This window comes from Roseomonas sp. OT10 (assembly GCF_020991085.1).
Classification (GTDB): domain Bacteria; phylum Pseudomonadota; class Alphaproteobacteria; order Acetobacterales; family Acetobacteraceae; genus Roseomonas; species Roseomonas cutis.
Map to the genome: position 1 here is coordinate 5,195,710 of NZ_CP087719.1, position 24,075 is coordinate 5,219,784.

Consider the following 24,075-nt stretch of genomic DNA (forward strand, 5'->3'; position numbering starts at 1 on the left):
CCTCACCCCCCGCGTGGCACGCGGCCTTCCAGCGGATAGGCGGGGTCGTTGTAGCCCGGCGTCGAGGGGTGCCCCGGCGCCACCAGCCCGTCCACCAGCGCCTCGTCCTCCGCCGTGAAGCGGTAGTCCAGCGCGCCCAGGTAGTCCTCCCACTGCGCCTCCGTGCGCGGCCCGGCGATGGGGGCGGTGACGAAGGCGTTGTGCATCACCCAGGCGGTGGCGAACTGCCCCGGGGTGATGCCGCGCGCCCCGGCGTGGCGGGCCAGCGTCTGGGCGATCTCCAGGCTCTCCGGCCGCCACTCCGTCTCCAGCGCGCGCCTGTCGCCACGGCCGACGCGGCTGCCCGCTTCCGGCTCCGCGCCGGGGCGGTACTTGCCCGTCAGCACCCCGCGCGCCAGCGGGCTGTAGGGCACGACGCCCAGGCCGAAATAGCCGCAGGCCGGCAGGTGCTCGACCTCCGGCATGCGGTTCAGCGCATTGTAGTAGGGCTGGCTCACCACCGGCCGGTCGATGCCCGCCTCGTCGCAGAGGCGGCAGATCTCGGCGATCCGCCAGGCGCGGTGGTTGGAGACGCCGAAGTGCCGGATCTTCCCGGCGCGGACCAGGTCGGCCATGGCGTGCACCGTCTCGGCCAGCGGCGTGCCGTGGTCCTCCTTGTGCCAGTAGAGGATGTCGATGGTCTCGACGCCCAGCCGCCGCAGGCTGGCCTCGGCCGCGCGCTGCACGTGGCGCCGCGACAGGCCGCGCTCGTTGGGGCCGGGGCCGGTCGGGTTGGCCAGCTTGGTCGCCAGCACCCAGTGGCCGCGCTCCGCGCGGATGGCGCGGCCGGTGATCTCCTCCGAGCGGCCCTCGGTGTAGACGTCGGCCGTGTCGATGAAGTTGATGCCGCGCTCGCGCCCGCGCGCGACGATGCGCGCCGCCGTCGCCTCGTCGGTCGGGCCGCCGAACATCATCGTGCCGAGGCAGAGGGGCGAGACCTGCAGGCCGCTGCGGCCCAGTCGGCGGTAGTCCATGGATGCTCTCCTCCGCAGCGGCCGCGCGGGGCGGCCAGGGTCTTGCGGCGCGGAGGATAGACCCGCCGCCCCCGGCCGGGCCACGGGGGGGCACGGGTGGGGCCGGCGAGGCCGCTCCGCCGGCCCGGTGCTGGCTGTCCCGCGGCGCCGGCGGATACCGGCCGCGGGCGATCTGCTCTACCACCGTGCCATGCGGATTCTCGGCCTCACCGGCAGCATCGGCATGGGCAAGTCCACCGTCGCCACCACCTTCCGGCGGCTGGGCGTGCCCGTCTTCGACGCGGATGCGGCGGTCCACCGGCTGCAGGGGCCGGCCGGCCGTGCCGTGGCGCCCATCGCCGCCGCCTTCCCCGGCACGGTGCGCGACACGCCGCGCGGCCGGGCGGTGGACCGGGAGGCGCTGCGCCGCGCCGTGCTGGGCGACCCGGCCGCGCTGACCCGGCTGGAGGCGATCGTCCACCCGCTGGTCCGGGCGGAGGAGCGCCGCTTCCTGGCCCGCGCCCGCCGCGCGGGGCGGCGCCTGGTGCTGCTGGACGTGCCGCTGCTGTTCGAGACGGCCGGGGAGGGCCGGGTGGACGAGGTCGTCGTCGTCTCCGCCCCCGCCGCCGTGCAGCGCGCCCGGGTGCTGCGCCGCCCGGGGATGACGCCGGGGCGCCTGGCCGCCATCCTGGCGCGGCAGGTGCCGGATGCCGAGAAGCGCCGCCGGGCGGACCATCTCATCCGCACCGGCCTGTCGCGCCACGCGGCGCAGCGTGCCGTGCGCAGGCTGGTGCGGGGCCTGCGCGCCGGGCCGCGGCGGCGGGCCGACCGGGGAACGCGCACCCGCACCGGGCGAGCCCAGAGGAGCCACGCATGAGCCGCACCCTGATCCTCGACACGGAGACCACGGGGCTGGACCCGTGGACCGGCGACCGCGTGCTGGAGGTCGCGGCGGTGGAGGTGGTGAACCTCGTCCCCACCGGCGTGACCTACCACAGGCTGATTAACCCGGAGCGGGAGGTGCCGGAAGAGGCGGTGCGGGTGCACGGCTTCACCTGGGACATGCTGCGCGACAAGCCGCTCTTCGCCGAGATCCTGCCCGGGCTGCTGGAGTTCCTGGGCGACGACCCGGTGGTGGCGCACAACGCGCCCTTTGACTTCGGCTTCCTGGACGCGGAGTTCGACCGCTGCGGCGTGCCGCGCATCGCGCGCGGCCGCATGGTGGACACGCTGGAACTGGCGAAGCGGCGCTTCCCCGGCCTGCCCAACAGCCTCGATGCGCTGTGCCGGCGCTTCGGCATCGACAACTCGATGCGCACCTCGCACAACGCGCTGCTCGACGTGAAGCTCCTCTCCGAGGTCTACCTGGAGCTGATGGGCGGCAAGCAGCCGGGGCTGGAGCTGGCCAGCCAGCGACGCGAGCCTGCCCTGGTGGTGAGCACCGGTCCCGCCGGCCCGCGCACCCCACGCCCGATCGTGCCGACGCCCGAGGAGCTGGAGCGCCATGCCGCCTTCGTCGCGCGCTTCAAGGACAGCGCCTGGAAGGACATGACGCCGGGGCCCTAGCCGGCCCCGGACACGCGCCCCGCCTTCAGGGCGTCCCCTCGTACCAGGTGCGGCCGTCGCGTTCGATCAGGGCGATGGCGGCGGTGGGACCCCAGGAGCCGGCGGGGTAGCTGCGCGGCATTTCCGGCTTGTTCTCCCAGGCGTCCAGCAGCGGCTCCACCCAGGCCCAGGCGGCCTCCACCTCGTCGCGGCGCATGAACAGGGTGGCGTTGCCGCGGACCACGTCCATCAGCAGCCGCTCATAGGCATCGGGGAAGCGCTGGCCGAAGGTCTTCTCGAAGGAGATGTCGAGCCCGGTGGGGCGCAGGTGCAGCCCGCCCGGGCCGGGCTCCTTGGTCATCATCTCCAGCCGCATCCCCTCCTCGGGCTGCAGGCGGATCAGCAGGCGGTTGGGTTCGGTGCCGATGGTGTCGGCGGGGAAGATGCTGAAGGGGGGCGTGCGGAACTGCACGACGATCTCCGACACCTTCTGCGGCAGCCGCTTGCCCGTGCGCAGGTAGAAGGGCACGCCCGCCCAGCGCCAGGAGTTCACCTGCACCTTCAGCGCCACGAAGGTCTCCGTCAGGCTCCGTTCGCCATGGCCGTCCTGGCCGTTGCCGAGATCGGACTGGTAGCCGGCGACCGGCTGGCCGCCGACCGCGCCGGCCGCGTACTGGCCGCGCACGGTGAAGGCCGGCACCTCGTGCGGCGCGATGCGGCGCAGGGCGCGCAGCACCTTCAGCTTCTCGTCGCGCACGGCATCGGCGTCGAGCGAGACGGGGCTCTCCATGGCCAGCAGGCAGAGCATCTGCAGGATGTGGTTCTGCACCATGTCGCGCAGCGCGCCGGACTTGTCGTAGTAGCCGCCGCGCCCCTCCACCCCGACCGTCTCGGCGACCGTGATCTGCACGTGGTCGATCACGTCGGCGTTCCACAGACGCTCGAAGATGGTGTTGGCGAAGCGCAGCGCGAGCAGGTTCTGCACCGTCTCCTTGCCCAGGTAGTGGTCGATGCGGAAGACCTGCGCCTCCGGCACCACCGCGCCCACCGCGTCGTTGATGGCGCGGGCGGAGGCCAGGTCGTGGCCGATCGGCTTCTCCAGCACCACGCGGGAGAGGGGCGTGATGCCGCCATGCGCCGCGAGGTTGTGGCAGATCGGCCCGTAGAGGTCGGGCGAGGTGGCGAGGTAGTAGGGGCGCACCTGCTTCGGCCGGGCATCGAGGTCGGCGATCAGCGTGTCCCAGCCGGTCTCGCCGGCGCCGTCCACCCGGGCGTAGTGCACCAGCCGCAGGAAGTCCTGCACGGTCGCCGTGGCCTGGGCGGATTCCGGCACGAAGCGGCGCAGCGCGGCCTCCGCCTTGTTGCGGTACTCTTCCTCGGACAGGTCGCTGCGCGCCGCGCCGATGATGCGGCAGCCGCCATCGTACTGGCCGTCACGGAAGCGGTTGTAGAGCGCGGGCAGCAGCTTGCGCATCGTCAGGTCGCCGGTGGCGCCGAAGACCACGCAGTCGAAGTTCGGAACGGGCAGGATACGGGCCATCAGGCGGTTCGCTCGCGCTGTCTCGGGGGAGGGGGTAGCAGGCGGGGGAGGGCGGTCAGAAGACCGCGGCCCCCATCTCGGCGGAGCCGACCTGGGCGCGGAAGGCGCCGAACAGCTCGCGCCCCACGCCCTCGTGCGAGGGGGCGAGGTCCGCCTCGGCCAGCGGGCGGGCGTCCCAGGTCGCCGGGTCCACCCGCACCTCCAGCCGCCCCGTCACGGCATCGACGCGCAGGACGTCGCCGTCGCGCAGCTTCGCGATCGGCCCGCCGGTCGCGGCCTCGGGCGTTACGTGGATCGCGGCCGGCACCTTGCCCGAGGCGCCAGAGAGGCGGCCATCCGTCACCAGCGCGACCTTCTGGCCGCGGTCCTGCAAGACGCCCAGCGGCGGCATCAGCTTGTGCAGCTCCGGCATGCCGTTGGCCTTCGGCCCCTGGAAGCGCACCACGGCGATGAAGTCGCCGGTCAGCTCGCCGCGCCTGAAGGCCGCCTGCAACTCCGCCTGGTCGTGGAAGACCTTCGCGGGCGCCTCGATGACGTGGCGCTCCGGCGCGACGGCGGAGGTCTTGATGACGGCGCGGCCCAGCGGTCCGTCCAGCACCTTCAGCCCGCCGGTCGCCTGGAAGGGGGCCGCGGCGCTGGAGAGCACCTTGGGGTCGCCGCTCTCGCGCGGGGCGTCGCGCCAGACGACGCTGCCCTCCGCATCCAGCCCCGGCTCGGTGGTATAGGCGCGCAGGCCGGGTCCCCAGACGGTGGCCACGTCCTCGTGCAGCATCCCCGCATCCAGCAGCTCCCGGATCAGGAAGCCCATGCCGCCGGCGGCGTGGAAGTGGTTCACGTCCGCCTTGCCGTTCGGATAGACGCGCGCGAGCAGCGGCGTCACCTCCGCGAGGTCGCTGAAATCGTCCCAGGTCAGCGCGATGCCCGCCGCCGCCGCCATGGCGACGAGGTGGATGGTGTGGTTGGTCGACCCGCCCGTGGCATGCAGCCCGACGATGCCGTTGGCGAAGGCGCGCTCGTCCAGCACGCGGCCGATGGGGGTGAAGGCGTTGCCCGTGGCGGTGATGGACAGGGCGCGCTTCACCGCCTCCACCGTCAGCGCGTCGCGCAGCTTCGTGCCCGGATTGACGAAGGCGGCGCCGGGCAGGTGCAGCCCCATCACCTCCATCAGCATCTGGTTGGTGTTGGCCGTGCCGTAGAAGGTGCAGGTGCCGGGGCCGTGGTAGGATTTCGCCTCCGCCTCCAGCAGCGCCTCCCGCCCCACCTTGCCTTCGGCGAAGAGCTGGCGGGCCTTGGCCTTCTCGTCGTTCGGCAGGCCGGAGGTCATGGGCCCCGCGGGGATGAAGACGCCCGGCAGGTGGCCGAAGGACAGCGCGCCGATGACGAGGCCGGGCACGATCTTGTCGCAGATGCCGAGATAGACGACGGCGTCGAAGGTCTGGTGCGAGAGGGCGACGGCGGTGGCCAGCGCGATCACGTCGCGGGAGAAGAGGGACAGCTCCATCCCCGCCTCGCCCTGGGTCACGCCGTCGCACATGGCGGGCACGCCGCCCGCCACCTGCGCCGTGGCGCCGGCCGAGCGCGCCGCCTCGCGGATCAGCTCCGGGAAGCGCTCATAGGGCTGATGGGCGGAGAGCATGTCGTTGTAGGCGGTGACGATGCCCAGGTTCGGCGCGTCGCTGGCGAACTGCCGCGCCTTGTCGCCCGGGGTGCAGGCGGCGAAGGCATGCGCCTGGTTGGCGCAGCCCAGGCGGTGGCGGGGCAGCGTCACCGCCGCCGCGCGGTCGATGCGGTCGAGGTAGCGCGCGCGGGCCGAGGCGCTGCGCCGGGCGATGCGTTCCGTGACCTCACCGAGTCGGGCGTTCAGCGTCATGTTACCGATCCCATCGAGGGTGCGTGCGCGGCATGGCATCATGTCCGCATCATGGGAAGCCGGGTGGAATAACTCTCCCGTGCGCGGTCGCGGCCCGGGCCCTGCACGTGCCGTGCCGCGGGCACGGCCCCCCTACAGGCCCAGCAGCTCCATCGTCCGCGCCATGACCCGTTCCTCGCTGTAGCGTTCCAACGCCCGCGCCCGGCCCGCGGCCCCCATCCGCGCCCGCAGCGCCGGATCGGCTGCCAGCCGCGCCAGGGCCGCGGCCAGCGGGGCACTCCGCTGCGGCGGCACCAGCAGGCCCGTCTCTCCGTCGACCACCATCTCGCGCGGGCCGCCGATCTCCGTCGCGACCACCGGCAAGCCGGTCAGCATCGCCTCGATGACGGACATCGGCAGCCCCTCGAAATGGCTCGGCAGGCAGAAGACGTCCGACGCCGCCAGCACCCGCGCCACGTCCTCCCGGTAGCCCAGCATCCGCAGCCGCGGGCCCAGCGCCGCCTCCGCGCGGGTGAAGGCGGGGGTCAGGTCCTCGCCATGGTCCGAGGCCAGCCTCTCCCCCACCACCCACAGGGTGGCACCGGGGACGGATTCCATGGCCTCCAGCAGCTCGGGGTGCCCCTTGTGGCGCACCAGGCGGGAGACGACGGTCACGACGCACTCCCCCTCCGCGGCGCCGAGCTCGGCCCGCACCGCCGCCCGCGCCACCGGGTCGGGGTGGAACACCGCCGGGTCGCGCCCGTTCCCGGCGGCCACCGCGTTGCGCGCGATGCCCAGGCGCCGGGCGTCCCGCGCCTCCTCCTCGCTGACCGTCAGGAAGATGTCGGTCATCCGGCCGCCCAGCCATTCCAGCCCGAGCGACAGCGCCCGCCGCCAGGGTCGCCCCGGCTGGTTGAACAGGAAGCCGTGCACGGTGTAGGCGACCCGGGGCACGCCCTCCAACCGGGCCGCCAGCCGCGCCAGCAGCCCGCTGATTGGCATGTGGCCATGGATCAGATCCGGCTTCTCCGCCCGGATCAGCGCCCGCAGCGCCTTCAGGGCCCGCCCGTTGGCCGCCGGCGACAGGCTGCGGGCCAGGGGCACGCCGACCACCCGGAAGCCCTCCGCCCGTGGCACCTCCAGCAGCGGCCCCTCGGCACAGGCGGCCACCACCTCGTGCCCCCGCGCCCGTGCCGCCCGCATCAGCGGCAGGACGAAGTGGCGGAGCGAGAAATCCACGTTGGCGACGAAGAGGACCTTCACCGCGCGAGGTCCGTTCCCCGGAGGGAAGGCGCCGCCTTGCCCCCCGTACCCCCCGACCGCCAGGACCCTGCGGGCCCTGGACCCAGGGGGCGCTGCTGCGCGACGGGCTTCGACGGGGTCGCGTCGCCGCAGGTCGGCGACCTGCGGCGGGCAAGGCCGCCTCGCTCGCTGACCGCTTCTTCTGCCCCTTGCCGGGCCCCGCCCGACCGCGTGCTCTCAGGGGCCAGTCCGCAGGCCGGCTCGCTGCCGCCCCGCGCCAGACTCCCGGCGGGGTCCGGGGCCAGCCCGTGGCCCTGGCGGAGGGGGTATCGGGAGAGGCGGCACCTCCCCCGGGGGGCGGACGCGCCCGCCCCTGGAACGACGATCCGGCGGCTCATGGCATGGGGAGGGTGGCCGCTACCCGTCCTCGCCTGGCGCGCGGGTTGCCACGCGGCGGATGGCCCATTGCACGCTGGCGGTGCCGGGCTCGGCGTGCAGGGCGACCTGCTGGGCCGGGCGGGGCGTGCCGGAGAGGTGGACGCTCTCCTCGATCGACAGGTTGGCGCCCTCGGCCCGCAGCCGCCAGGCGGCGCCGGAGGGCAGGCGCAGCAGGGCGCCGCCCTCCGCGTGCAGCGTGGCGGAGACGCCGGGATGCAGGTGGAAGCGCACCACGAAGGTCGGGACCGTATCGGCTTCCACCGCGTCCTCGCCGCGCAGGTCGTCGCCGGTCTCCGACAGCCACAGGCGGCGGCGGTGGATGGCGCCGAAGCTCTTCTTCCAGCCGTCATGGGTGGCATCGAGCCACTGGGCGCCCTCGGATTCCTGGCGGTCCGCCTCCACCCGCTCGGGGCGGCGGCCCAGCCCGTCCTCGCGCAGCTCGGCGCTGTTGGTGTCGGCCAGCACCAGGGTGGAATGGGCCGCGGTGGCGCGCAGCGCGTCGCGCCACTCCGCTTCGGCGGCCGGGGCGGCCCCGCAGTTCACGATCAGCCGGTCGCGCCCGACCGACATCTCGAAGGAGAGGGTGCCCGCATGGTGCAGCCGGTCCGCCCCGCGCGGCAGGGCGCCCGGCGATGGCGGGCGGTTGCCGTGGCGGGCCGCGGGCGGGGGGCCGCAATCCGCGATGACCAGGGTCCGCCCGGCCTGGAGGCGCTGGAAGCCGCCATCGGGCAGGATCAGGGGGGCGCGGCCGCGGGTCTGGGCCTGGGTCAGCACCAGGTCGAGCAGCGAGGCCAGCTCCTCCCGCGTGCCGTTGAAGCTGGCGAGGGCGCCGTCGCCGTGGCGGAAGACGCGCAGCGCGGGGCCGGCGCGCTCCAGCACCAGGGAAAGGTGCGGCGGCGCCTCCAGCCCCGCCCCGTGGAACAGGTTGCGCAGCTCGATCAGGTCCTGCAGGGCGGCGAGCTGCATCGCCGGGCTGCGCTCGACATGGCTGCCGTCGGGCAGGAACTGGCGCTCCAGCTCGCCCGGCAGCAGCTTGGCGCAGCGGGCGAGCCAGTTCTCCTCCTCCAACGCTACGGCCGCGGCCAGCGCGCCCTTCAGCGCCACCAGCGCGCCGCGGTGGCGGCATTCGGCCGGCAGCGTCACCACCAGGGCGCGCGCATCCTGGGCGAGGCGCAGCATCAGGGCGCGGCGGAAGCCGTCCTCGGCGGTGGCGGCCAGGAAGTCCCAGTGCCCCAGCCAGGCGGAGAGCCGGGCGCCGACCACCTCCGGCGCCTCCGCCAGCGCCTCGGCGCCGGTCCGGGCCAGCCAGTCCTGGGTGAGCGCCCGGGCACGCAGGCGCGCGCCATCCGTGCCCAGCGCGCGCAGGTCGCGCAGCCAGGCGAAGCCGTGCAGGGCGGCGCGCCAGGCAGGGGTGCCGCCGCGCGCCGCGGCCTCGGCGCCGGGGATGGCACGCAGGGATTCCGCGGGCAGCAGGGGACCGCTGGTGCCCAGGACATCGAACTCGCCCTTCAGCAGCCGCTGGCCGCGCGTGGCGTCCCCGGGCCAGAGGTCGCGGAAGGCGCGGGCCGGCGCATCCGGCACGCGGATGGGTTTCAGCCCCGCCAGGGTCCGGCGGGCGCCGCGCATCCAGTCACTCATCGTGGACGCTCACGCGGAGTTGCTCCGCAGCGCGGCGATCGCGGCAGCGTAATCGGGCTTCCCGAAGACCGCCGTGCCCGCGACCAGCGTGTCCGCACCCGCCGAGAGGCACAGTGGCGCGGTCGCGGCGGTGACCCCGCCATCGACCTCCAGGGCGATGTCGCGCCCCGTGCGCTCGATCATCCGCCGCAGCCGCTCGATCTTGGGAAGCTGGCTTTCCAGGAAGGACTGGCCGCCGAAGCCCGGGTTGACCGTCATCACCAGGATCAGGTCGACGAGGTCCAGCACGTGCTCCACCGCCGTCTCGGAGGTGGCGGGGTTCAGCACGACCCCCGCCCGCTTTCCCAGGGCCCGGATGGTCTGCAGCGAACGGTGCAGGTGCGGCCCAGCCTCTGGATGGAGGGAGATCAGGTCCGCCCCGGCCTCGGCGAAGGCGGCGAGGTAGGGGTCAGCCGGGGCGATCATCAGGTGGACGTCGAAGGGCAGGGCACAACGTGGCCGCAGCGCCTTCACCAGCGCCGGGCCGAAGGAGATGTTGGGCACGAAATGCCCGTCCATGATGTCGAGGTGCAGCCAGTCCGCCCCCGCCGCCTCAATGGCACGGACTTCCTCGCCGAGGCGGGTGAAGTCGGCGGCGAGCAGGGACGGGGCGATGCGCGGCACGTGTGACACGGGCAAGGTTTTGCCAGCCGCGCCCCCGAGCGGCAACCGGGCGCGCCCGGCCCGGGCCTCGGGCGTGGCCCCGCCCCCGCGCCGGGCCTCCACCACCCCGGGGGATGGGGGGCACAGGGAGAGGGCGTCATACCGATAGCGGGATGACCTGACCGGTCGTGCTGTGGTGTTCGGGCGGGGGACCGAGAGGGGACGCCGTCCCCTCCCAGACCCTCCCCTGCCGGGGCCACAAGCGGGCCCCGGTCCCCGCTGGGAATTGGTTCTGTGCGGTGGGTGTCAGCTTCCGGGCTGAACCCTGACGGCGCGCGGACAGGCGGGACTCTGAAGAAGCTTCAGAAGGCTTCAGCGAATGCTGCGGCCGTACCCGCCGAGGAGCATGGCTCCTCGGCGCCTCGACCCCGTGTCCGGCTGTCCCGCGGCAGCGCTGATCGGGTCCAGGGCCCGCAGGGTCCTGGCGGAGTGGGGGACCGGGGGCGAGGCAGAGCCTTGCCCCCGGGCCACGGGCGCAGCCTGTGCTGCCACGGATCGAGGCATCCCGCCGTCCGTATCACAGGGAGAGGGCGGCCCGCAGCCCCAGGGCCTGGAAGTCCCGCACCCGGTCCTCCAGGGTGAGGCGTCCCGACTGCAGTTGGGCCGTGAGGCGCAGCGCGGGGTGCGGCCGCCAGGTCAGCGCCCCGGTCCAGATCGCCTGCCGCCCGCCCTGCACCGGCCCGTCGCGCAGGTCGGCGACGCTGTAGCGCCCCGCCAGCTCGACCGAGCCCCAGCGGCCCAGCCCCTCCTCTGGGGGCTCCCAGGTGCCCGTCTCCGCATCGCGCCGGCGTGGCGGGCCGAGCAGGGGCAGGGTGCCCTGGAGATACCAGCCCTCGAAGCGGCGCGTGCCCTCGCCCGTGCCGCGCAGCAGGAGCTGCTGGTACACCCCCTCCAGCACCAGCGGGCCGAGCCGGGCCGTGGCCTCCGGCCCCCAGGCGCCGGCGCCATCGGCCGCGAGAGTGCCGGTGTCCAGGAAAACGCGGCTGTCCACCCGCAGCTCGGGGTAGTCGTCCAGGCTCAGCCGGTCGGCGGCGCCGCGCGTGCCCGGGCGGAACTGCCAGGCCGCATCCAGCCCGAGCTGGAGCTGCGCCGCCGGGGCGTCCAGCAGCAGCGCCGCCACGCGCCCGGCCAGGCCGCGCTGGCGGTCGTCGTTGCGGGTGGAGAGCACCCCGCCCGTGGCATAGGCGCTGGCGACCCAGCGTCCGCCATGCGCCTCCGCGCCGAGCGCGGTGCGGCTGTCGCCGCTGGCGAGGCCGGCCGCCAGGTTGCTGATGGCGGCGCGCTCCAGGAAGGGCAGGCCGAAGGAATCGCCCGAGTAATCCGGCAGGTGCTTCGGGGTGAAGGCGCCCAGCCGCAGGGCGAGGCCATCGATCCCCTCCCAGGCGAGCTGTGCCTCGTAGGGCTGGCCATAGTCGCGCGGGTCGGGGCCGCCGAACTCCCAGACGAGGCGCCAGGACAGCCGGGCGGGCAGCGTCCCTTCCAACCCCAGCCGCCCGCGGCGCAGGTTCACGCCGCTGCGGAACCCGTCGGGCTCGGACTGGCCGGCATAGCTGCCTGCATCGGCATCCAGCCGCAGCAGGGGGGAGAGGGTGACCTGCCCCCCGGCGAGGTTCAGGGCCGGGGTGGCCCCGTCCCAGGCCAGTTCGGCGCCCAGGGAGGGCGGGGCGGCCAGGAGGAGGAGGAGCAGGGGCGGGAGGAGGCGGCGCATCCGCCCCGCCTGCCATGGCGGCGGCATGGCCGCCAGGAGCGCGCCGCCTCAACACCGCGTGGCCGCGTCACGCCGCCCGCGGAAGGAACGGTCCGCCCCCGCGGGACGGCCCGCTTGCGGGTGCCGGGGCGGCCTGCACGGGCACGGGGCCCGTGCGGGCCGGCATCAGCGCATCGGCAGCGGGTAGTGCAGCCCGCCCTTGGTCCAGAGCTCGTTCGGGCCGCGCGCCAGCCCGACCGGGGTGCGCGGGCCCATGTGGCGGTCGTAGATCTCGCCGTAATTGCCCATCGCCTTGACGATGTTCACCACCCAGGCCGGGTCGAGCTTCAGCGCCTGGCCCAGCTCCGGCGTCACGCCGAGCAGGCGGCGGGTGTCGGGGTTGGTGCTCTCGCGCCGCATCTGCTCGACATTGGCCGCGGTGATGCCGCGTTCCTCCGCCTCCATCAGCGCGTTGACGGTGTAGCGGATCACGTCGAACCACTCGTCGTCGCCGCGCCGGACATAGGGGCCGTAGGGCTCCTTGGAGAAGCGCTCCGCCAGGATGGTCCAGTCCCCCGGGCTGGGCATCGAGGAGCGGCCGGCGGCGAGCTGCGAGGCATCCGTGCCGAAGGCATCGCAGCGCCCGGCCTGCAGCGCGCCGAGCGCCTGGTCGGTGCGCTCGAACAGCACGGGCGTGAAGCTCTGGCCGATGGTCCGGAAGTAGTCGGCCGTCACCAGCTCGTTGGTGGTGCCGGAGACGAGGCAGATCGTCGCCCCCGCCAGCTCCGACGCCTTGGCGATGTTGGCGCTGCTGCGGACCATGAAACCGTGGCCGTCGTAGAAGTAGGGCGTGATGGCGCGCAGCCCCAGCGTGACGTCGCGCATCATGGTGTGCGTGCTGGTGCGGAACAGCACGTCCACCTCGCCCGAGCCCAGCGCGGTGAAGCGGGTGGAGGAGCTGAGCGGCGTGAAGCGCACCTTGTTCGGATCGTTGAACAGCGCCACCGCCACGGCGCGGCAGAGGTCGGCGTCCAGCCCCTGCCAGACGCCGCGCCCGTCGGGAAGGGCGAAGCCGGCGATCCCGTTGTGCACGCCGCAGATGAGCTGCCCGCGCGCCTTCACCGCATCCAGCGTCGCGCCCGCCCTGGCCGGCAGGGCCAGCCCCAGGCAGGCCGCCGCCGCCAGGGCCGTCCGCAGTATCGCTTTCCTCATCGCCGTCGTCCTTCCCGTCGTGGCGGGGAGGATGACGGGCGGATCGGCCGAGCTCAAGAAACCTTGATGGTGCGAAAGCCGACGCGGGTGCGCCGGGCGCGCAAAACGGAGGCAGCGGGCCCGCCGCTGCCCAGGTTCGGACCGGCCGGGCGCCCCGGCCCGTGGCCCGCGCTCAGCCGGGCAGGGGCCAGTCCGCCGCCAGCACGCTGCCGCTCGCGGATTCGGTGATCAGCGCCGTCCCGCGCCCCGGCGTCAGCGCCAGGTTCGTCACCGTCCGGCCGCGGCAGGAGCGCAGCCGCGCCAGCACCTCGCCCTGGTGCGACAGGGCGAAGACGCAGCCCAGCGAGGCATGCGCGACCAGCAGGTGCCCTTCCGCATCCATCGCCATGCCGTCCGGGCCGCTGGTGCCGTGGAAGGAGGCGAAGCGGCCGACCTTGGCGGTGCTGCCATCGGCCAGCAGCGGCAGGCGCCAGACGGCGTTGTCGCGCGTCATGGCGACGAACAGCACGTCCTCCTCCGGCGAGAGCGCCAGCCCGTTCGGGCTGGGCCCGTTGCCCAGCAGCAGGTCCAGCCGCCCGTCGGGGCGCAGCCGGAAGACCCGACCGGTGGGGTCGTGCAGCCCGCTCTGCCCCTGGTCGGTGAAGTAGAGGTCGCCGTTGCGGGCGAAGACGAGGTCGTTCGGGCCCTTGAAGCGCTCGCTGTTGCGGCGGGTCAGGAAGGGCGTCACCCGGCCACTGCCGAGGTCGAGCGAGAGCAGCCCCTGCTTGTAGTCGGCGATGACGAGGCGCGACCCGTCGGGATGCAGCGCCAGCCCGTTCGGCTCGCCGTCGTATTCCGCGACCACCGTCCAGCCGCCCGCCGGGTCGAGGCGGAAGAGGCGGCCATGCGGGATGTCGGTGAGGTAGAGGTTCCCGTCCCGGTCGAGGCAGGGGCCCTCCAGGAAGCTGTCCACCGGGGCGCCGCCCTTGTTGGCGCGCGACCACTCGGTGGGCACCGGCCGGCGCAGCGCCTCCGGCAGGGCGGCGTGCAGCCGCGTCTCGATCAGGCGGGGTGGGGAGAAGGGGTCCATGGCGTCGTTCCCTGGTGGGTGTCGGGGCTGGGTCGTCACGCGGTGCGGCCGCCGCCGAGGGCCAGGGACAGGCTGCGTGCCCCGGCGAGCACGGCCTCGGCCAGCGCGGGGCGGCGTGGCTCCTCCAGCCGGTGGCGGGGGCCGGCCAGGCCCAGCGCCCCCAGGAAGCCGTCGCTCCCGAAGACCGGCGCGGCGATGGCGATGGTCTCCGGATCGCGCTCGCCGAGCGAGACGGCGAAGCCCGCCGCCCGCACCTCCGCCGAGCGCGGGCCGGCATCCCCGGTGAAGGCCGCCAGCACCCGGGCGCTGGCGCCGCGATCGAGCGGCAGGCGGGCGCCCTCCTCGATGTGGTGGCGGATCAGCCGCTCCGAATGGTGGCGGAACAGGCAGATGCGGTCGTTGCCCTCGCGCACGTAGAAGCCCGAGGTCTCGCCCGTGCGGGCGGTGAGGTCGGCCAGGGCCGGCCGCACGTGGTCGGCCAGGTTGAAGGCGCCCTGGTAGAGCCGCCCCAGGCGGAGCGGGGTCGGCCCCAGGCGGAAGGCGCCGTCCGCGTCGCGCTGGAGGTAGCCGAAGCGCGCCAGCGAGGCGGCGAGGCGCAGCGCCGTGCTGGGGTAGAGCCCGCTGCGGGCGGCGAGCTCGCTGAGCGCCAGCCGGGGCGTACCATCGGCAAAGGCTTCCAGCAGGGAGAGGGCGCGTTCCACCGCCTCGACGCGCGGCTCCTCCACCGGATCGCCGGCGGGGCGGGGGGCGGGCGGGCGGCCGCGGCGGCGGGGCGGGTCGGTGAGGTTCATGGTTGACGCGCGGGAACTCGCAGGGCTAGGTATTTCTGTCAGAGGGAAGTATTTTCTGTCAAACAGAAAATAGAAGCTTGAACGAAGAAGCGGCCGAACCGGCCCGGGAAGGACGTCCATGCGCCATCGCCCCCATGCCCCGTTGACCCGCCGCGCCCTGTCCGCCGGGCTGGCCGGCCTCGCCGGCGGGCTCGCCGCCCCCCGCCTGGCCCGGGCCGCCGAATGGCCCGACCGGCCGGTGCGCGTGATCATGCCCTATGCCGCCGGCGGCCCGACCGACGTGATCGGCCGGCTGATCTGCGACAGCCTGTCGCAGCGCCTGCCGCAGCGCTTCGTGGTGGAAAACCGCACCGGCGCGGGCGGCAACATCGGCGCCGCGGCGGTGGCGAAGTCCGCGCCGGACGGGGCCACCTTCCTCTTCACCAACACCGGCCATGCGGTGAACCGCTCGCTCTACGCGAAGCTCGACTACGACCCGCAGAAGGATCTCGTCCCCGTCACCATCGTGGCCGAGAGCCCCATGGTGCTGCTCGTGCCGCCCGACGCGCCGACGCGGACCCTGGCCGAGTTCGTCGCGCGGGTGCGCGCCGCGCCGGGCGAGTTCTCCTACGGCAGCACCGGCACGGGCGGGGCGCTGCAGCTCGTCAGCCTGCTCTTCCTGAAGGCCGCCGGGTTGAAGATGGAGGAGATTCCCTATCGCGGCAGCGCGCCCACGGCGCAGGACCTCGTCGCCGGCCGGCTCGGCATGCTCTACGACGCGGGCGTCACCGCCTTCCCGCTGGCCCAGGGCGGCCAGGCGCGGGCGCTGGCGGTCTCCTCGGCCGAGCGGTCGAAGGTGATGCCGGACGTGCCCACCATCGGCGAGGCGGGCTTCCCGGCCGCCACCTTCAGCGTCTGGCAGGGCATCCTGGCCCCGGCCGGCACGCCGCAGCCGATCGTCGACCGTCTCCGGCAGGAGGTCGCCGCGATCCTGGCCGAGGGCAGCCTGCGCCAGCGCTTCGCCGAGCTGGGCGCCGAGCGCATCATCACCAACACCCCTGCCGAGGCACGGCAGTACGTCGATGCCGAGATGGACCGCTGGGCCCGCGTGCTGCGCGAGGCCGGCATCCAGCCGCAATGAGGAACCCGCCCATGTCCGCCATCCTGGCCAGCCCCATCCTGGTGAGCGAGGTCGGCCCGCGCGACGGGCTGCAATCGATCCACCGCACCATGCCCACCGAGGCCAAGATCCGCTGGGTGCGGGCGCTCGCCGCCGCCGGGCTGCGCGAGATCGAGGTCGGCTCCTTCGTCAACCCGAAGCGCCTGCCGCAGATGGCCGACGCGGCCGAGGTGGTGCGCGCGGCGCGGGAGATTCCCGGCATCACCGTGCTGGCCCTGGCCCCGAACCTGAAGGGCGTCCAGGGCGCGGCGGCGGCCGGGGCGCACAAGGTCACCATGCCCGTCTCCGCCTCCAACGAGCACAGCCTCGCCAATATCGGCGTCTCCACCGACCGCGCCATCGAGCAGGTGGCGGAGGCCGTCGCCTGGTGCGCCACCCTGCCGGAGGACGCGCGCCCGGCGATCGAGGTCGGCATCGCCACCGCCTTCGGCTGCACCATCTCCGGCCCCGTCGCCGAGGACCGCGTGATCGACATCGCCGTGCGGCTGGCCGCCGCGGGCGCGGAGAGCGTCGGCCTCTCCGACGGCGTGGGCTACGCCAACCCGGCGCAGGTGCGGCGCCTGTTCACGCGGCTGATCGCGGAGCTGGGCGACAAGGCCGGCGGCGCGCACCTGCACAACACGCGCGGCCAGGGTCTGGCCAACGTCGTCGCCGCGCTGGAGGCGGGGGCGACCACCTTCGACGCCTCGCAGGGCGGCATCGGCGGCTGCCCCTACTCCCCCGGCGCCACGGGCAACATCGTCACCGAGGACCTGGTCTGGATGCTGGAGGCGATGGGCCACGACACGGGCGTGGATCTGGACGGCCTCGCCGCCGCGCGGCGCATCCTGGCGGAATCCCTGCCGGGCGAGGCGCTCTATGGCCACCTGCCGGATGTCGGCACGGAGAAGGGCTTCCGCTACGCCGCGCGGGGGCCGGTTCCGGAGGGGACGGGGCGGGCGCATCCCGGCGGCGCCGCCTGCCAGCCTTCCGGCAAGGAGATCGCGGGCAAGGGGATCGCAGCATGAGCGCCGACGCCGCCCCGCTGCCGCTCGACGGCGTGCGGGTGATCGAGTTCTCGCACATGGTGATGGGCCCGACCTGCGGCCTCATCCTGGCCGACCTGGGCGCGGAGGTGATCAAGGTGGAGCCGCGCGGCAAGGGCGACCGCACGCGCTACCTGACCAGCAGCGGCACCGGCTTCTTCGCCGCCTTCTCGCGCAACAAGAAGAGCGTGCAGCTCGACACGGACGACGCGGCCGACCTCGCGACGCTGAAGGCGCTGATCGACACCGCCGACGTGGTGATCGAGAACTTCCGCCCCGGCGGGCTGGAGGCGAAGGGCCTCGGCTACGCGGCGCTGTCGCGGACCAACCCCGGGCTGATCTACTGCTCGCTGAAGGGCTTCCTCTCCGGCCCCTACGAAAAGCGTACCGCGCTGGACGAGGTGGTGCAGATGATGTCCGGCCTCGCCGCCATGACCGGCCCGCCCGGCCGGCCGCTGCGCGCGGGCGCGCCGGTGAACGACATGATGGGCGGCATGTTCGGCGCCATCGCCATCCTCGCCGCGCTGCGCCAGCGCGACCTGACCGGGAAGGGCCAGCACGTCCAGTCCAGCCTGTTCGAGAACGCGGCCTTCCTCGTCTCCACCCACATGCTGCAGCAGGCGATCACCGGCGTCGCGCCGCCCTCCATGGCGGCGGGCAAGCGCGCCTGGGGCGTCTACGACATCTTCACCACCGCCGACGGCGTGCAGCTCTTCATCGGCGTCGTCACCGACCGGCAGTGGGAGATCTTCACCCGCGAGCTGGCGGAGCCGGCGCTGCTCGACCCGCGCTGGGCCACCAACACGCTGCGCGCCGAGGGGCGCGAGACGCTGATCCCGCTGGTGCAGACGCTGGTGGGCCAGCGCGACCTCGCCACGCTGGAGGCGATGTGCGAGCGCGCCGGCCTGCCCTTCGCCCGCATCGTGCAGCCGGGCGACCTGTACGACGACCGCCACCTGCAGGAGAGCGGCGGCCTGCTGCCGCTGACCCTGTCGGACGGGCGGAGCACCAGCGTCCCGGCCCTGCCCATCCAGTTCGGCGACCGCCGGCTGGGCGTGCGCCACGACCTGCCCGCCCCCGGCCAGCACGATGCCGAGGTGCTGGGCGCGCTGCCGCGCGGCGGGGCCGCGCCGTCGCCGGCGGACACCGTCGCGGAGGGCTGACGCGACGCGAGGAACGGGCGGGCCGGACGCGCTCCGGCCCGGACGGGAAGCACCCGGGGCCGGTCTCCGGGTGCAAACGACGAGAGGAAATGGACATGCACCGCCGTCATCTGCTGCGCGGGGCCGCCGCCCTGCCACTGCTTCCCGCCCTCGCGCGCGCCCAGGCCGCCTGGCCGGACCGGCCGGTCCGCCTGATCGTCCCCTATCCGCCGGGCGGCGGGACGGACGTGATCTCGCGCGAGGTGGGCAACCGCCTCACCGCCGCGATGGGCTGGACCGTGGTGGTGGAGAACCGTCCGGGCGCCGGTGGCAACATCGGCATCGACGTCGTGGCCAAGGCCACCGACGGGCACACGATCGGCATGGGCCAGACCTCGAACCTGGCGATCAACCCGACGCTCTACGCCGCCAACATCCCCTACCAGCCGCTGCGCGACCTGGCGCTGGTCTCGCTGGTGGCGGTGCAGCCGAACGTGCTGGTGGTGGCGAAGGGGGCGCGCTTCCGCAGCCTCGCCGACGTGATCGCGGCGGCGAAGGAGAAGCCCGGCGCGCTGACGGCCGGCCATCCCGGCAGCGGCACGGTGGGCCATCTCTCGTCGGAGATGATCGCCCAGCGGGCCGGAGTGGAGCTGACCATCGTGCCCTATCGCGGCGCGGCGCAGCTCACCAACGACCTGCTGGCCGGGCGCGTGGACCTCTACTCCGCCAACCCGCTGGCGGTCCGCGGCATGCTGGAATCGGGCGACCTGCGCGCGCTGGCCGTGACCTCGGCCGAGCGGATGCCCTCGCTCCCCCAGGTGCCGACGGTCGCGGAATCCGGCTTCCCCGGCTTCGAGGCGGTGAACTGGACCGGGCTGGTCGGCCCGGCCCAGATGCCGGCCGAGGTGGTGGCCAAGGTCAATGCGGCGATGCGGCGCGTGCTGACCGACCCGGCCGTGATCGAGCGCCTCGCGGCCGAGGGCGCCACGCCGCGCCCCTCCACCCCCGAGGAGTTCCGCACCTTCCTGGCCGCCGAGATCGAGAAGTGGGGCAAGGTGGTGCGCGAGGGCAACGTGCAGGTCGGCTGAGCCGGCGGGATCGCCCCCCGCGCCGCCCGCCGGCATCCGCACGGGAGGGCGGCGCGATTCCCGGTTTTCCGCGGGGTGGCCGCGGCGTATCCCTGTGCCGCGAGACGAACCGGAAGGAGGGAACGGATGTCCACGGCGATCGCCTTGCCACGCATCCTGCGCATCGGCGGAGGGGCCCTGGCCGAGACGGCGGAGGTGCTCGGCCTGCTGGGCCTGTCACGCCCGCTGATCGTGACCGATCCGATGATGGTCCGCTTCGGCTTGGCCGAGCGGCTGCAGGGCGAGCTGAAGCGGGCGGGCATCGCGGCGGATGTCTTCTCCGACACGGTCCCCGAGCCCGACAGCGACGCGGTGGACCGCGCCCAGGCGGCGGTGCTGGCCGGGGATTACGATTCTCTCGTCGCCCTCGGCGGTGGCTCGCCCATCGACACCGCCAAGGCCGTCGCGGTGCTGGCGAAGCAGGGCGGGCGGATGCGCGACCACAAGGCGCCGGCGGTGAATGCCGGCCCGGCCCTGCCGGTGATCGGCATCCCCACCACCGCCGGCACGGGGTCGGAGGCGACGCGCTTCACCGTGGTGACGGACAGCGAGACGCACGAGAAGATGCTCTGCATCGGCCCGTCCTTCCTGCCGGTCGCGGCCATCGTGGACTACGAGCTGACGCTGACCTGCCCGCCGCGCCTGACCGCCGATACGGGGGTGGATGCGCTGACGCACGCGATCGAGGCCTATGTCTCGCGCCGGGCCAACCCCTTCTCCGACACCTTCGCGCTCTCCGCCATGCGGGCCATCGCCGGCAACCTGCGCCGCGCCTATCGCGACGGCGGCGACCGCGCGGCGCGCGAAGCGCTGATGTTCGGCGCGACCCAGGCCGGCATCGCTTTCTCCAACAGCTCCGTCGCGCTGGTGCACGGCATGTCGCGCCCGATCGGGGCGCATTTCCACGTCCCCCACGGCCTGTCCAACGCCATGCTGCTGCCGTCGGTGACAGCCTATTCGGCGCCCGCCGCGACGCAACGCTACGCCGACTGCGCCCGCGCCATGGGTATCGCCGGGGCGGGCCTGCGCGACGGCGACGCCGTGGCCGCGTTGCTGGACGAGCTGCGCGCGCTGAACGCCGACCTCGCCGTCCCGGGCCCGCGCGCCTGGGGCATCGACCCGGCGCAGTGGGAAGCCCTGCTGCCGACCATGGCGGCACAGGCACTGGCCTCGGGCTCGCCCGCCAACAACCCGCTCGTGCCGGATGCGGACGAGATCCAGGAGCTCTACGCCCGGGTCTGGGCCGCTTGATACGGATGGCGGGATGACCTGGCCGGTCGCGCTATGGTGTTCCGGCAGCGGCACCGGGAGGGGACGCCGTCCCCTCCCGGACCCTCCCCTGCCGGGGCCACAAGCGGGCCCCGGTCCCCGCTGGGAGTCTGGTGCTTCCGGTAGGCGTCAGCCTGCGGGCTGATCCCGGGGAAAGCGCGGACAGGCGGGACTCCAGAATAGCTTTGAAGGCATCAGCGAGTGCGGCGGCCGGTCCCGCCGAGGAGCATGGCTCCTCGGCGCTGTGACCCCGTGTCAGGCTGTCCCGCGGCAGCGCCCTTCGGGTCCAGGGCCCGCAGGGTCCTGGCGGAGTGGGGGTATCGGGGGCGAGGCAGAGCCTTGCCCCCGGGCCACGAGCGCGCCCCGCGCTGGCATGGATCAACGCATCACGCCGCGCATATGAGGCCGGGGGGCACCGCGCATCACCACGCGGAACCTGTACCGGGCCGGGACTTCGCCGCCGATTCCGTGCGTGACCTACCGGGAGCCGGTCCCGGGCCGCAGCGGCCGGTTCCCCAGCGTCATCCCCGCGCACCTCGGCCTCGCCCGCCTGGCGGGGGGTGCGTCAGGCGGCCTCCGGCCCGCCATGGCTCGGGTCCAGGCAATGGCCGTGGGCGTGGTCGGCCAGCGCCTCGACGATGCGGCAATGGCCGACCTGGCCGCCGTCGCAATCTCCGTCGAGCATGCGCTCCAGCTCCGCCTCCAGCGAGCGCAGCCGGGCGATGCGGGAGCGGGTGGCGGCAAGCTGCTGCCGCGCGACGGCATGGGCTCCGGCGCAGGGGCTCTCCGCCCCGGCATCGGCGAGGCGCAGCAGGTCGCGGATCGCTGCCATGTCGAAGCCCATCTCCCGGGCGTGGCGCACGAAGGCCAGGCGGTGCAGGTGCGCGGGACCGTAGCTGCGCTGGTTGCCGGCGGTGCGGGCCGGCTCCGGCAGCAGCCCGGCCGCCTCGTAGTAGCGGATGGTGCGCACATTCACCCCGACCGCCGTGGCCAGGTCGCCGATGGAGAGGCGGCCCTGGACGGGGCGGGGCAGGGGGTCGGATGGCGTGGCATGGTCCGGCATCGAACAAACCTCCCATGGCTGGAGCTTCTATCTGGGGCCTTCCGCCGTCCGGGCCAAGCCGGCGCCCAATACCCCCTTGAACCTCCAGTGGCTGGAGGTCCCATAACCCCGGCCATGACAAGCGAGGCGAGCATGGCGGATTCCGGCGGGCCGGGCACGGCGCTGTCCTGGCGGGTGGAAGGCATGGACTGCGCCTCCTGCGTCGCGAAGGTGGAGCGGGCGGTGAGCCGGCTGCCGGGGGTGCGCGACGTGCGGGTGAACCTGATGGCCGAGCGGCTCAGCCTCCTGGCCGAGGATGCCGGGTCCGGGGCGGCGGTGGAGGAGCGGGTCCGGGCCCTGGGCTATACCCCGACCCGCCTCGCCGCGGCGGGGTCGGCCGAGGCGGGCGGGGAGGCGGCCGGCCACGGTCATGGCCGCGCGCCGCATCCTGACCACGGCCACGACCATGGTCACAGCCACGACCACGACCGCCATGGCCCCGGCCATGCCGCGCCCGCCGACGCCCACGGCCATGCCGCCGGCCTGGCGCACGGGCACGACCATGGCGCGGAGGAGCCGCCCGGCACCCCCTGGTGGCGCAGCGGCAAGGCCCGGCTGGTCTTCCTGCTCGGCGGGCTGGTCGCGGCCGCCTGGCTGCTGTCCCATCTCTGGCCGGCGGCGTCCTTCTGGTTCTACCTCGCCGCGACCCTGGCCGGGCTCTGGCCCTTTGGTCGGCGGGCGGTGGCGCTCGCCCGCGCCGGCTCGCCCTTCTCCATCGAGACGCTGATGTCCGTCGCTGCGCTGGGCGCCGTCGCCATCGGCGCGGTGGAGGAGGCGGCGCTGGTGGTCTTCCTCTTCGCCCTGGGTGAGCTGCTGGAGAACGTGGCGGCCAGCCAGGCCCGCGCCGGCATCCGCGCCCTGGTCGCGCTGATCCCCCGCACCGCCCAGCGCGAGGGGCCGGGCGGTGCGCCGGAGGAGGTGCCCGCCACGGCGCTGCGTCCCGGCGACACGGTGATCGTGCGTCCCGGCGACCGCGTCCCCTGCGACGGGGAGATCCTGGAGGGCCGCTCGGCGCTGGATGAGAGCGCCGTGACCGGGGAGAGCGTCCCCGTCTCGCGCGGACCGGGCGAGGCGGTGGTGGCCGGTGCGATCAACGCCGAGGGGATGCTGCGCGTGCGGGTGACGCACGGCGCGTCGGACAACACCCTGGCCCGCATCGTGCGGATGGTGGAGGAGGCCACGGCCTCCCGCGCCCCGACCCAGCGCTTCGTCGAGCGCTTCGCCCGCTGGTGGACCCCGGCGGCCATGGCCGCGGCGGCGCTCACCATGCTGGTGCCGCCGCTGCTGCTTGGCGGGGAATGGGCGGTCTGGATCTATCGCGGCCTTGCCCTGCTGCTGGTGGCCTGCCCCTGCGCCCTGGTCATCTCCATCCCCGCCGCGATGGCCTCCGGCCTCTCGGCCGGGGCGCGGCGCGGGCTGCTGGTGAAGGGCGGCGCGGCGCTGGAGGCGATCGGCGCCGCCCGCCGCATCGCCTTCGACAAGACCGGCACCCTGACGCTGGGCCGGCCGCGCGTGACCGACCTGCTGCCGCTGGCCGGGCAGGACCGGCGCGAGGCGCTGCGGCTGGCGGCGGCGGTGGAGCAGGGCTCCTCCCACCCGCTGGCGCGCGCCATCCTGGCGGCGGCCGAGGCCGAGGGGATCGGCACGCTGCCCGCCCTCGCCGAGGCCGGGGCGGTGGCCGGGCGCGCGGCGACGGGGCGGGTGGAGGGACGGTCGATCGCCATCGGCAGCCCCCGCCATGCCGCCGAATCCGGCGCTCCGCTGGATGCCGCCGCCGGGGCCGCCACGGAGGCGCTGGAGGCAGAGGGCAAGACCGTCACCGTGCTGCTGCTGGATGGGCGCGCCGCCGCGCTGATCGCGCTGCGCGACGAGCCGCGCCCGGAGGCCGCCGAGGGCCTCGCCGCGCTGCGCCGCCTGGGGGTGGAGACGGTGATGCTGACCGGCGACAACCCGCGCACCGCCCAGGCCATCGGCGCGGCGCTGGGGATCGAGGCGCGGGCCGGGCTGCTGCCGGAGGACAAGCTGCGCGAGATCCGGACGATGGCGGCGCAGGGCCCGGTGGCCATGGTGGGGGATGGCATCAACGACGCGCCCGCCCTGGCCGCGGCCTCCGTCGGCATCGCCATGGGCGGCGGCACCGACGTGGCGCTGGAGGCGGCGGACGCGGCGCTGCTGCGCGGCCGGGTGACGGGGGTGGCCGAGCTGGTGGCGCTGTCCCGCGCCACCCTGGCCAACATGCGCCAGAACGTGGCGGTGGCGATCGGGCTGAAGCTGGTGCTGCTGGTCACCACCCTGCTGGGCATCACCGGCCTCTGGCCCGCGATCCTGGCCGATACCGGCGCGACCGTGCTGGTCACCCTGAACGCGCTGCGCCTGCTGGCCTGGCGGCCGCGGGACGCGTGATGCGGTTCGGGGCCCGGAGCCGGCCCCCCCGGGGGGGGGAAGGCTCCGCCTTGCCCCCCGGACCCCCCATCCGCCAGGAGCAGAGCCCCTGGACCCCCGTTCACGGACGCGTCGGCACGCCGGGGAGCCATGCTCCCCGGCGA

General features: G+C 74.5%; 19 protein-coding genes. 8 read left to right on the plus strand and 11 right to left on the minus strand.

From position 1 onward, the window contains the following. Positions 1-2 precede the first annotated feature (2 nt). Positions 3-1,013: an aldo/keto reductase gene (locus tag LPC08_RS23700; RefSeq protein ID WP_230450674.1), complete on the minus strand. Its 1,011-nt coding sequence runs from the start codon at positions 1,011-1,013 to the stop codon at positions 3-5. A gap of 190 nt (positions 1,014-1,203) precedes the next feature. Between LPC08_RS23700 and coaE the strand changes: the two genes are divergently transcribed. Both coaE and dnaQ read left to right on the plus strand, forming a co-directional pair. Then, positions 1,204-1,869 (plus strand): dephospho-CoA kinase, encoded by a 666-nt coding sequence (coaE, locus tag LPC08_RS23705; RefSeq protein WP_230450675.1) that lies wholly within the window; start codon positions 1,204-1,206, stop codon positions 1,867-1,869. Further along, positions 1,866-2,558 (plus strand): DNA polymerase III subunit epsilon, encoded by a 693-nt coding sequence (dnaQ, locus tag LPC08_RS23710; RefSeq protein WP_230450676.1) that lies wholly within the window; start codon positions 1,866-1,868, stop codon positions 2,556-2,558. Before coaE ends, dnaQ begins: the two co-directional genes overlap by 4 nt. Before the next feature lie 25 nt (positions 2,559-2,583). Here the strand turns inward: dnaQ and zwf are convergent, their stop codons facing one another. The 9 genes from zwf to LPC08_RS23755 all read right to left on the minus strand — a co-directional run bounded on the left by zwf (position 2,584) and on the right by LPC08_RS23755 (position 14,705). Then, positions 2,584-4,077 (minus strand): glucose-6-phosphate dehydrogenase, encoded by a 1,494-nt coding sequence (gene zwf, locus LPC08_RS23715; protein WP_230450677.1) that lies wholly within the window; start codon positions 4,075-4,077, stop codon positions 2,584-2,586. A 55-nt stretch (positions 4,078-4,132) separates the two neighbouring features. Further along, a complete protein-coding gene (gene edd, locus LPC08_RS23720; protein ID WP_230450678.1) occupies positions 4,133-5,947 on the minus strand; it encodes a phosphogluconate dehydratase in 1,815 nt (604 codons plus the stop codon). A gap of 132 nt (positions 5,948-6,079) precedes the next feature. Beyond that, positions 6,080-7,189, minus strand: coding sequence for a glycosyltransferase family 4 protein (locus LPC08_RS23725; protein WP_230450679.1), 1,110 nt, complete (start codon positions 7,187-7,189; stop codon positions 6,080-6,082). Between the two features lie 396 nt (positions 7,190-7,585). Continuing rightward, positions 7,586-9,244, minus strand: a complete 1,659-nt coding sequence (locus LPC08_RS23730) for a heparinase II/III family protein (RefSeq protein ID WP_230450680.1) — start codon at positions 9,242-9,244, stop codon at positions 7,586-7,588. A gap of 9 nt (positions 9,245-9,253) precedes the next feature. Then, a complete protein-coding gene (rpe, locus tag LPC08_RS23735; RefSeq protein ID WP_370643270.1) occupies positions 9,254-9,922 on the minus strand; it encodes a ribulose-phosphate 3-epimerase in 669 nt (222 codons plus the stop codon). A 541-nt stretch (positions 9,923-10,463) separates the two neighbouring features. Beyond that, positions 10,464-11,654: a porin gene (locus LPC08_RS23740; protein WP_230450682.1), complete on the minus strand. Its 1,191-nt coding sequence runs from the start codon at positions 11,652-11,654 to the stop codon at positions 10,464-10,466. 165 nt (positions 11,655-11,819) lie between these two features. Next, a complete protein-coding gene (locus tag LPC08_RS23745; protein ID WP_230450683.1) occupies positions 11,820-12,845 on the minus strand; it encodes an amino acid ABC transporter substrate-binding protein in 1,026 nt (341 codons plus the stop codon). Between the two features lie 172 nt (positions 12,846-13,017). After that, positions 13,018-13,914 carry an SMP-30/gluconolactonase/LRE family protein gene (locus tag LPC08_RS23750; RefSeq protein WP_230450684.1) on the minus strand — a complete coding sequence of 299 codons (897 nt, stop codon included), beginning with the start codon at positions 13,912-13,914 and terminating at the stop codon, positions 13,018-13,020. 35 nt (positions 13,915-13,949) lie between these two features. Then, a complete protein-coding gene (locus tag LPC08_RS23755; RefSeq protein WP_230450685.1) occupies positions 13,950-14,705 on the minus strand; it encodes an IclR family transcriptional regulator in 756 nt (251 codons plus the stop codon). Between the two features lie 118 nt (positions 14,706-14,823). Between LPC08_RS23755 and LPC08_RS23760 the strand changes: the two genes are divergently transcribed. The 5 genes from LPC08_RS23760 (at position 14,824) to LPC08_RS23780 (ending at position 20,409) form a co-directional block, all read left to right on the plus strand. Further along, positions 14,824-15,825, plus strand: a complete 1,002-nt coding sequence (locus LPC08_RS23760; RefSeq protein ID WP_230450686.1) for a Bug family tripartite tricarboxylate transporter substrate binding protein — start codon at positions 14,824-14,826, stop codon at positions 15,823-15,825. Positions 15,826-15,836: 11 nt separating this feature from the next. Then, positions 15,837-16,871 carry a hydroxymethylglutaryl-CoA lyase gene (locus LPC08_RS23765; RefSeq protein WP_230450687.1) on the plus strand — a complete coding sequence of 345 codons (1,035 nt, stop codon included), beginning with the start codon at positions 15,837-15,839 and terminating at the stop codon, positions 16,869-16,871. Next, a complete protein-coding gene (locus tag LPC08_RS23770; RefSeq protein WP_230450688.1) occupies positions 16,868-18,052 on the plus strand; it encodes a CaiB/BaiF CoA transferase family protein in 1,185 nt (394 codons plus the stop codon). The genes LPC08_RS23765 and LPC08_RS23770 overlap by 4 nt, the downstream gene beginning before the upstream one ends. Positions 18,053-18,147: 95 nt before the next feature. Continuing rightward, on the plus strand, positions 18,148-19,119 hold the full coding sequence (locus LPC08_RS23775) for a Bug family tripartite tricarboxylate transporter substrate binding protein (RefSeq protein WP_230450689.1): 972 nt from the start codon (positions 18,148-18,150) through the stop codon (positions 19,117-19,119). A gap of 126 nt (positions 19,120-19,245) precedes the next feature. After that, on the plus strand, positions 19,246-20,409 hold the full coding sequence (locus LPC08_RS23780) for an iron-containing alcohol dehydrogenase (RefSeq protein ID WP_230450690.1): 1,164 nt from the start codon (positions 19,246-19,248) through the stop codon (positions 20,407-20,409). Between the two features lie 583 nt (positions 20,410-20,992). Here LPC08_RS23780 and LPC08_RS23785 read toward each other — a convergent pair. Then, a complete protein-coding gene (locus tag LPC08_RS23785) occupies positions 20,993-21,490 on the minus strand; it encodes a MerR family transcriptional regulator (RefSeq protein WP_230450691.1) in 498 nt (165 codons plus the stop codon). Positions 21,491-21,604: 114 nt separating this feature from the next. Between LPC08_RS23785 and LPC08_RS23790 the strand changes: the two genes are divergently transcribed. Then, positions 21,605-23,932: a heavy metal translocating P-type ATPase gene (locus tag LPC08_RS23790; protein WP_230450692.1), complete on the plus strand. Its 2,328-nt coding sequence runs from the start codon at positions 21,605-21,607 to the stop codon at positions 23,930-23,932. Positions 23,933-24,075 lie beyond the last annotated feature (143 nt).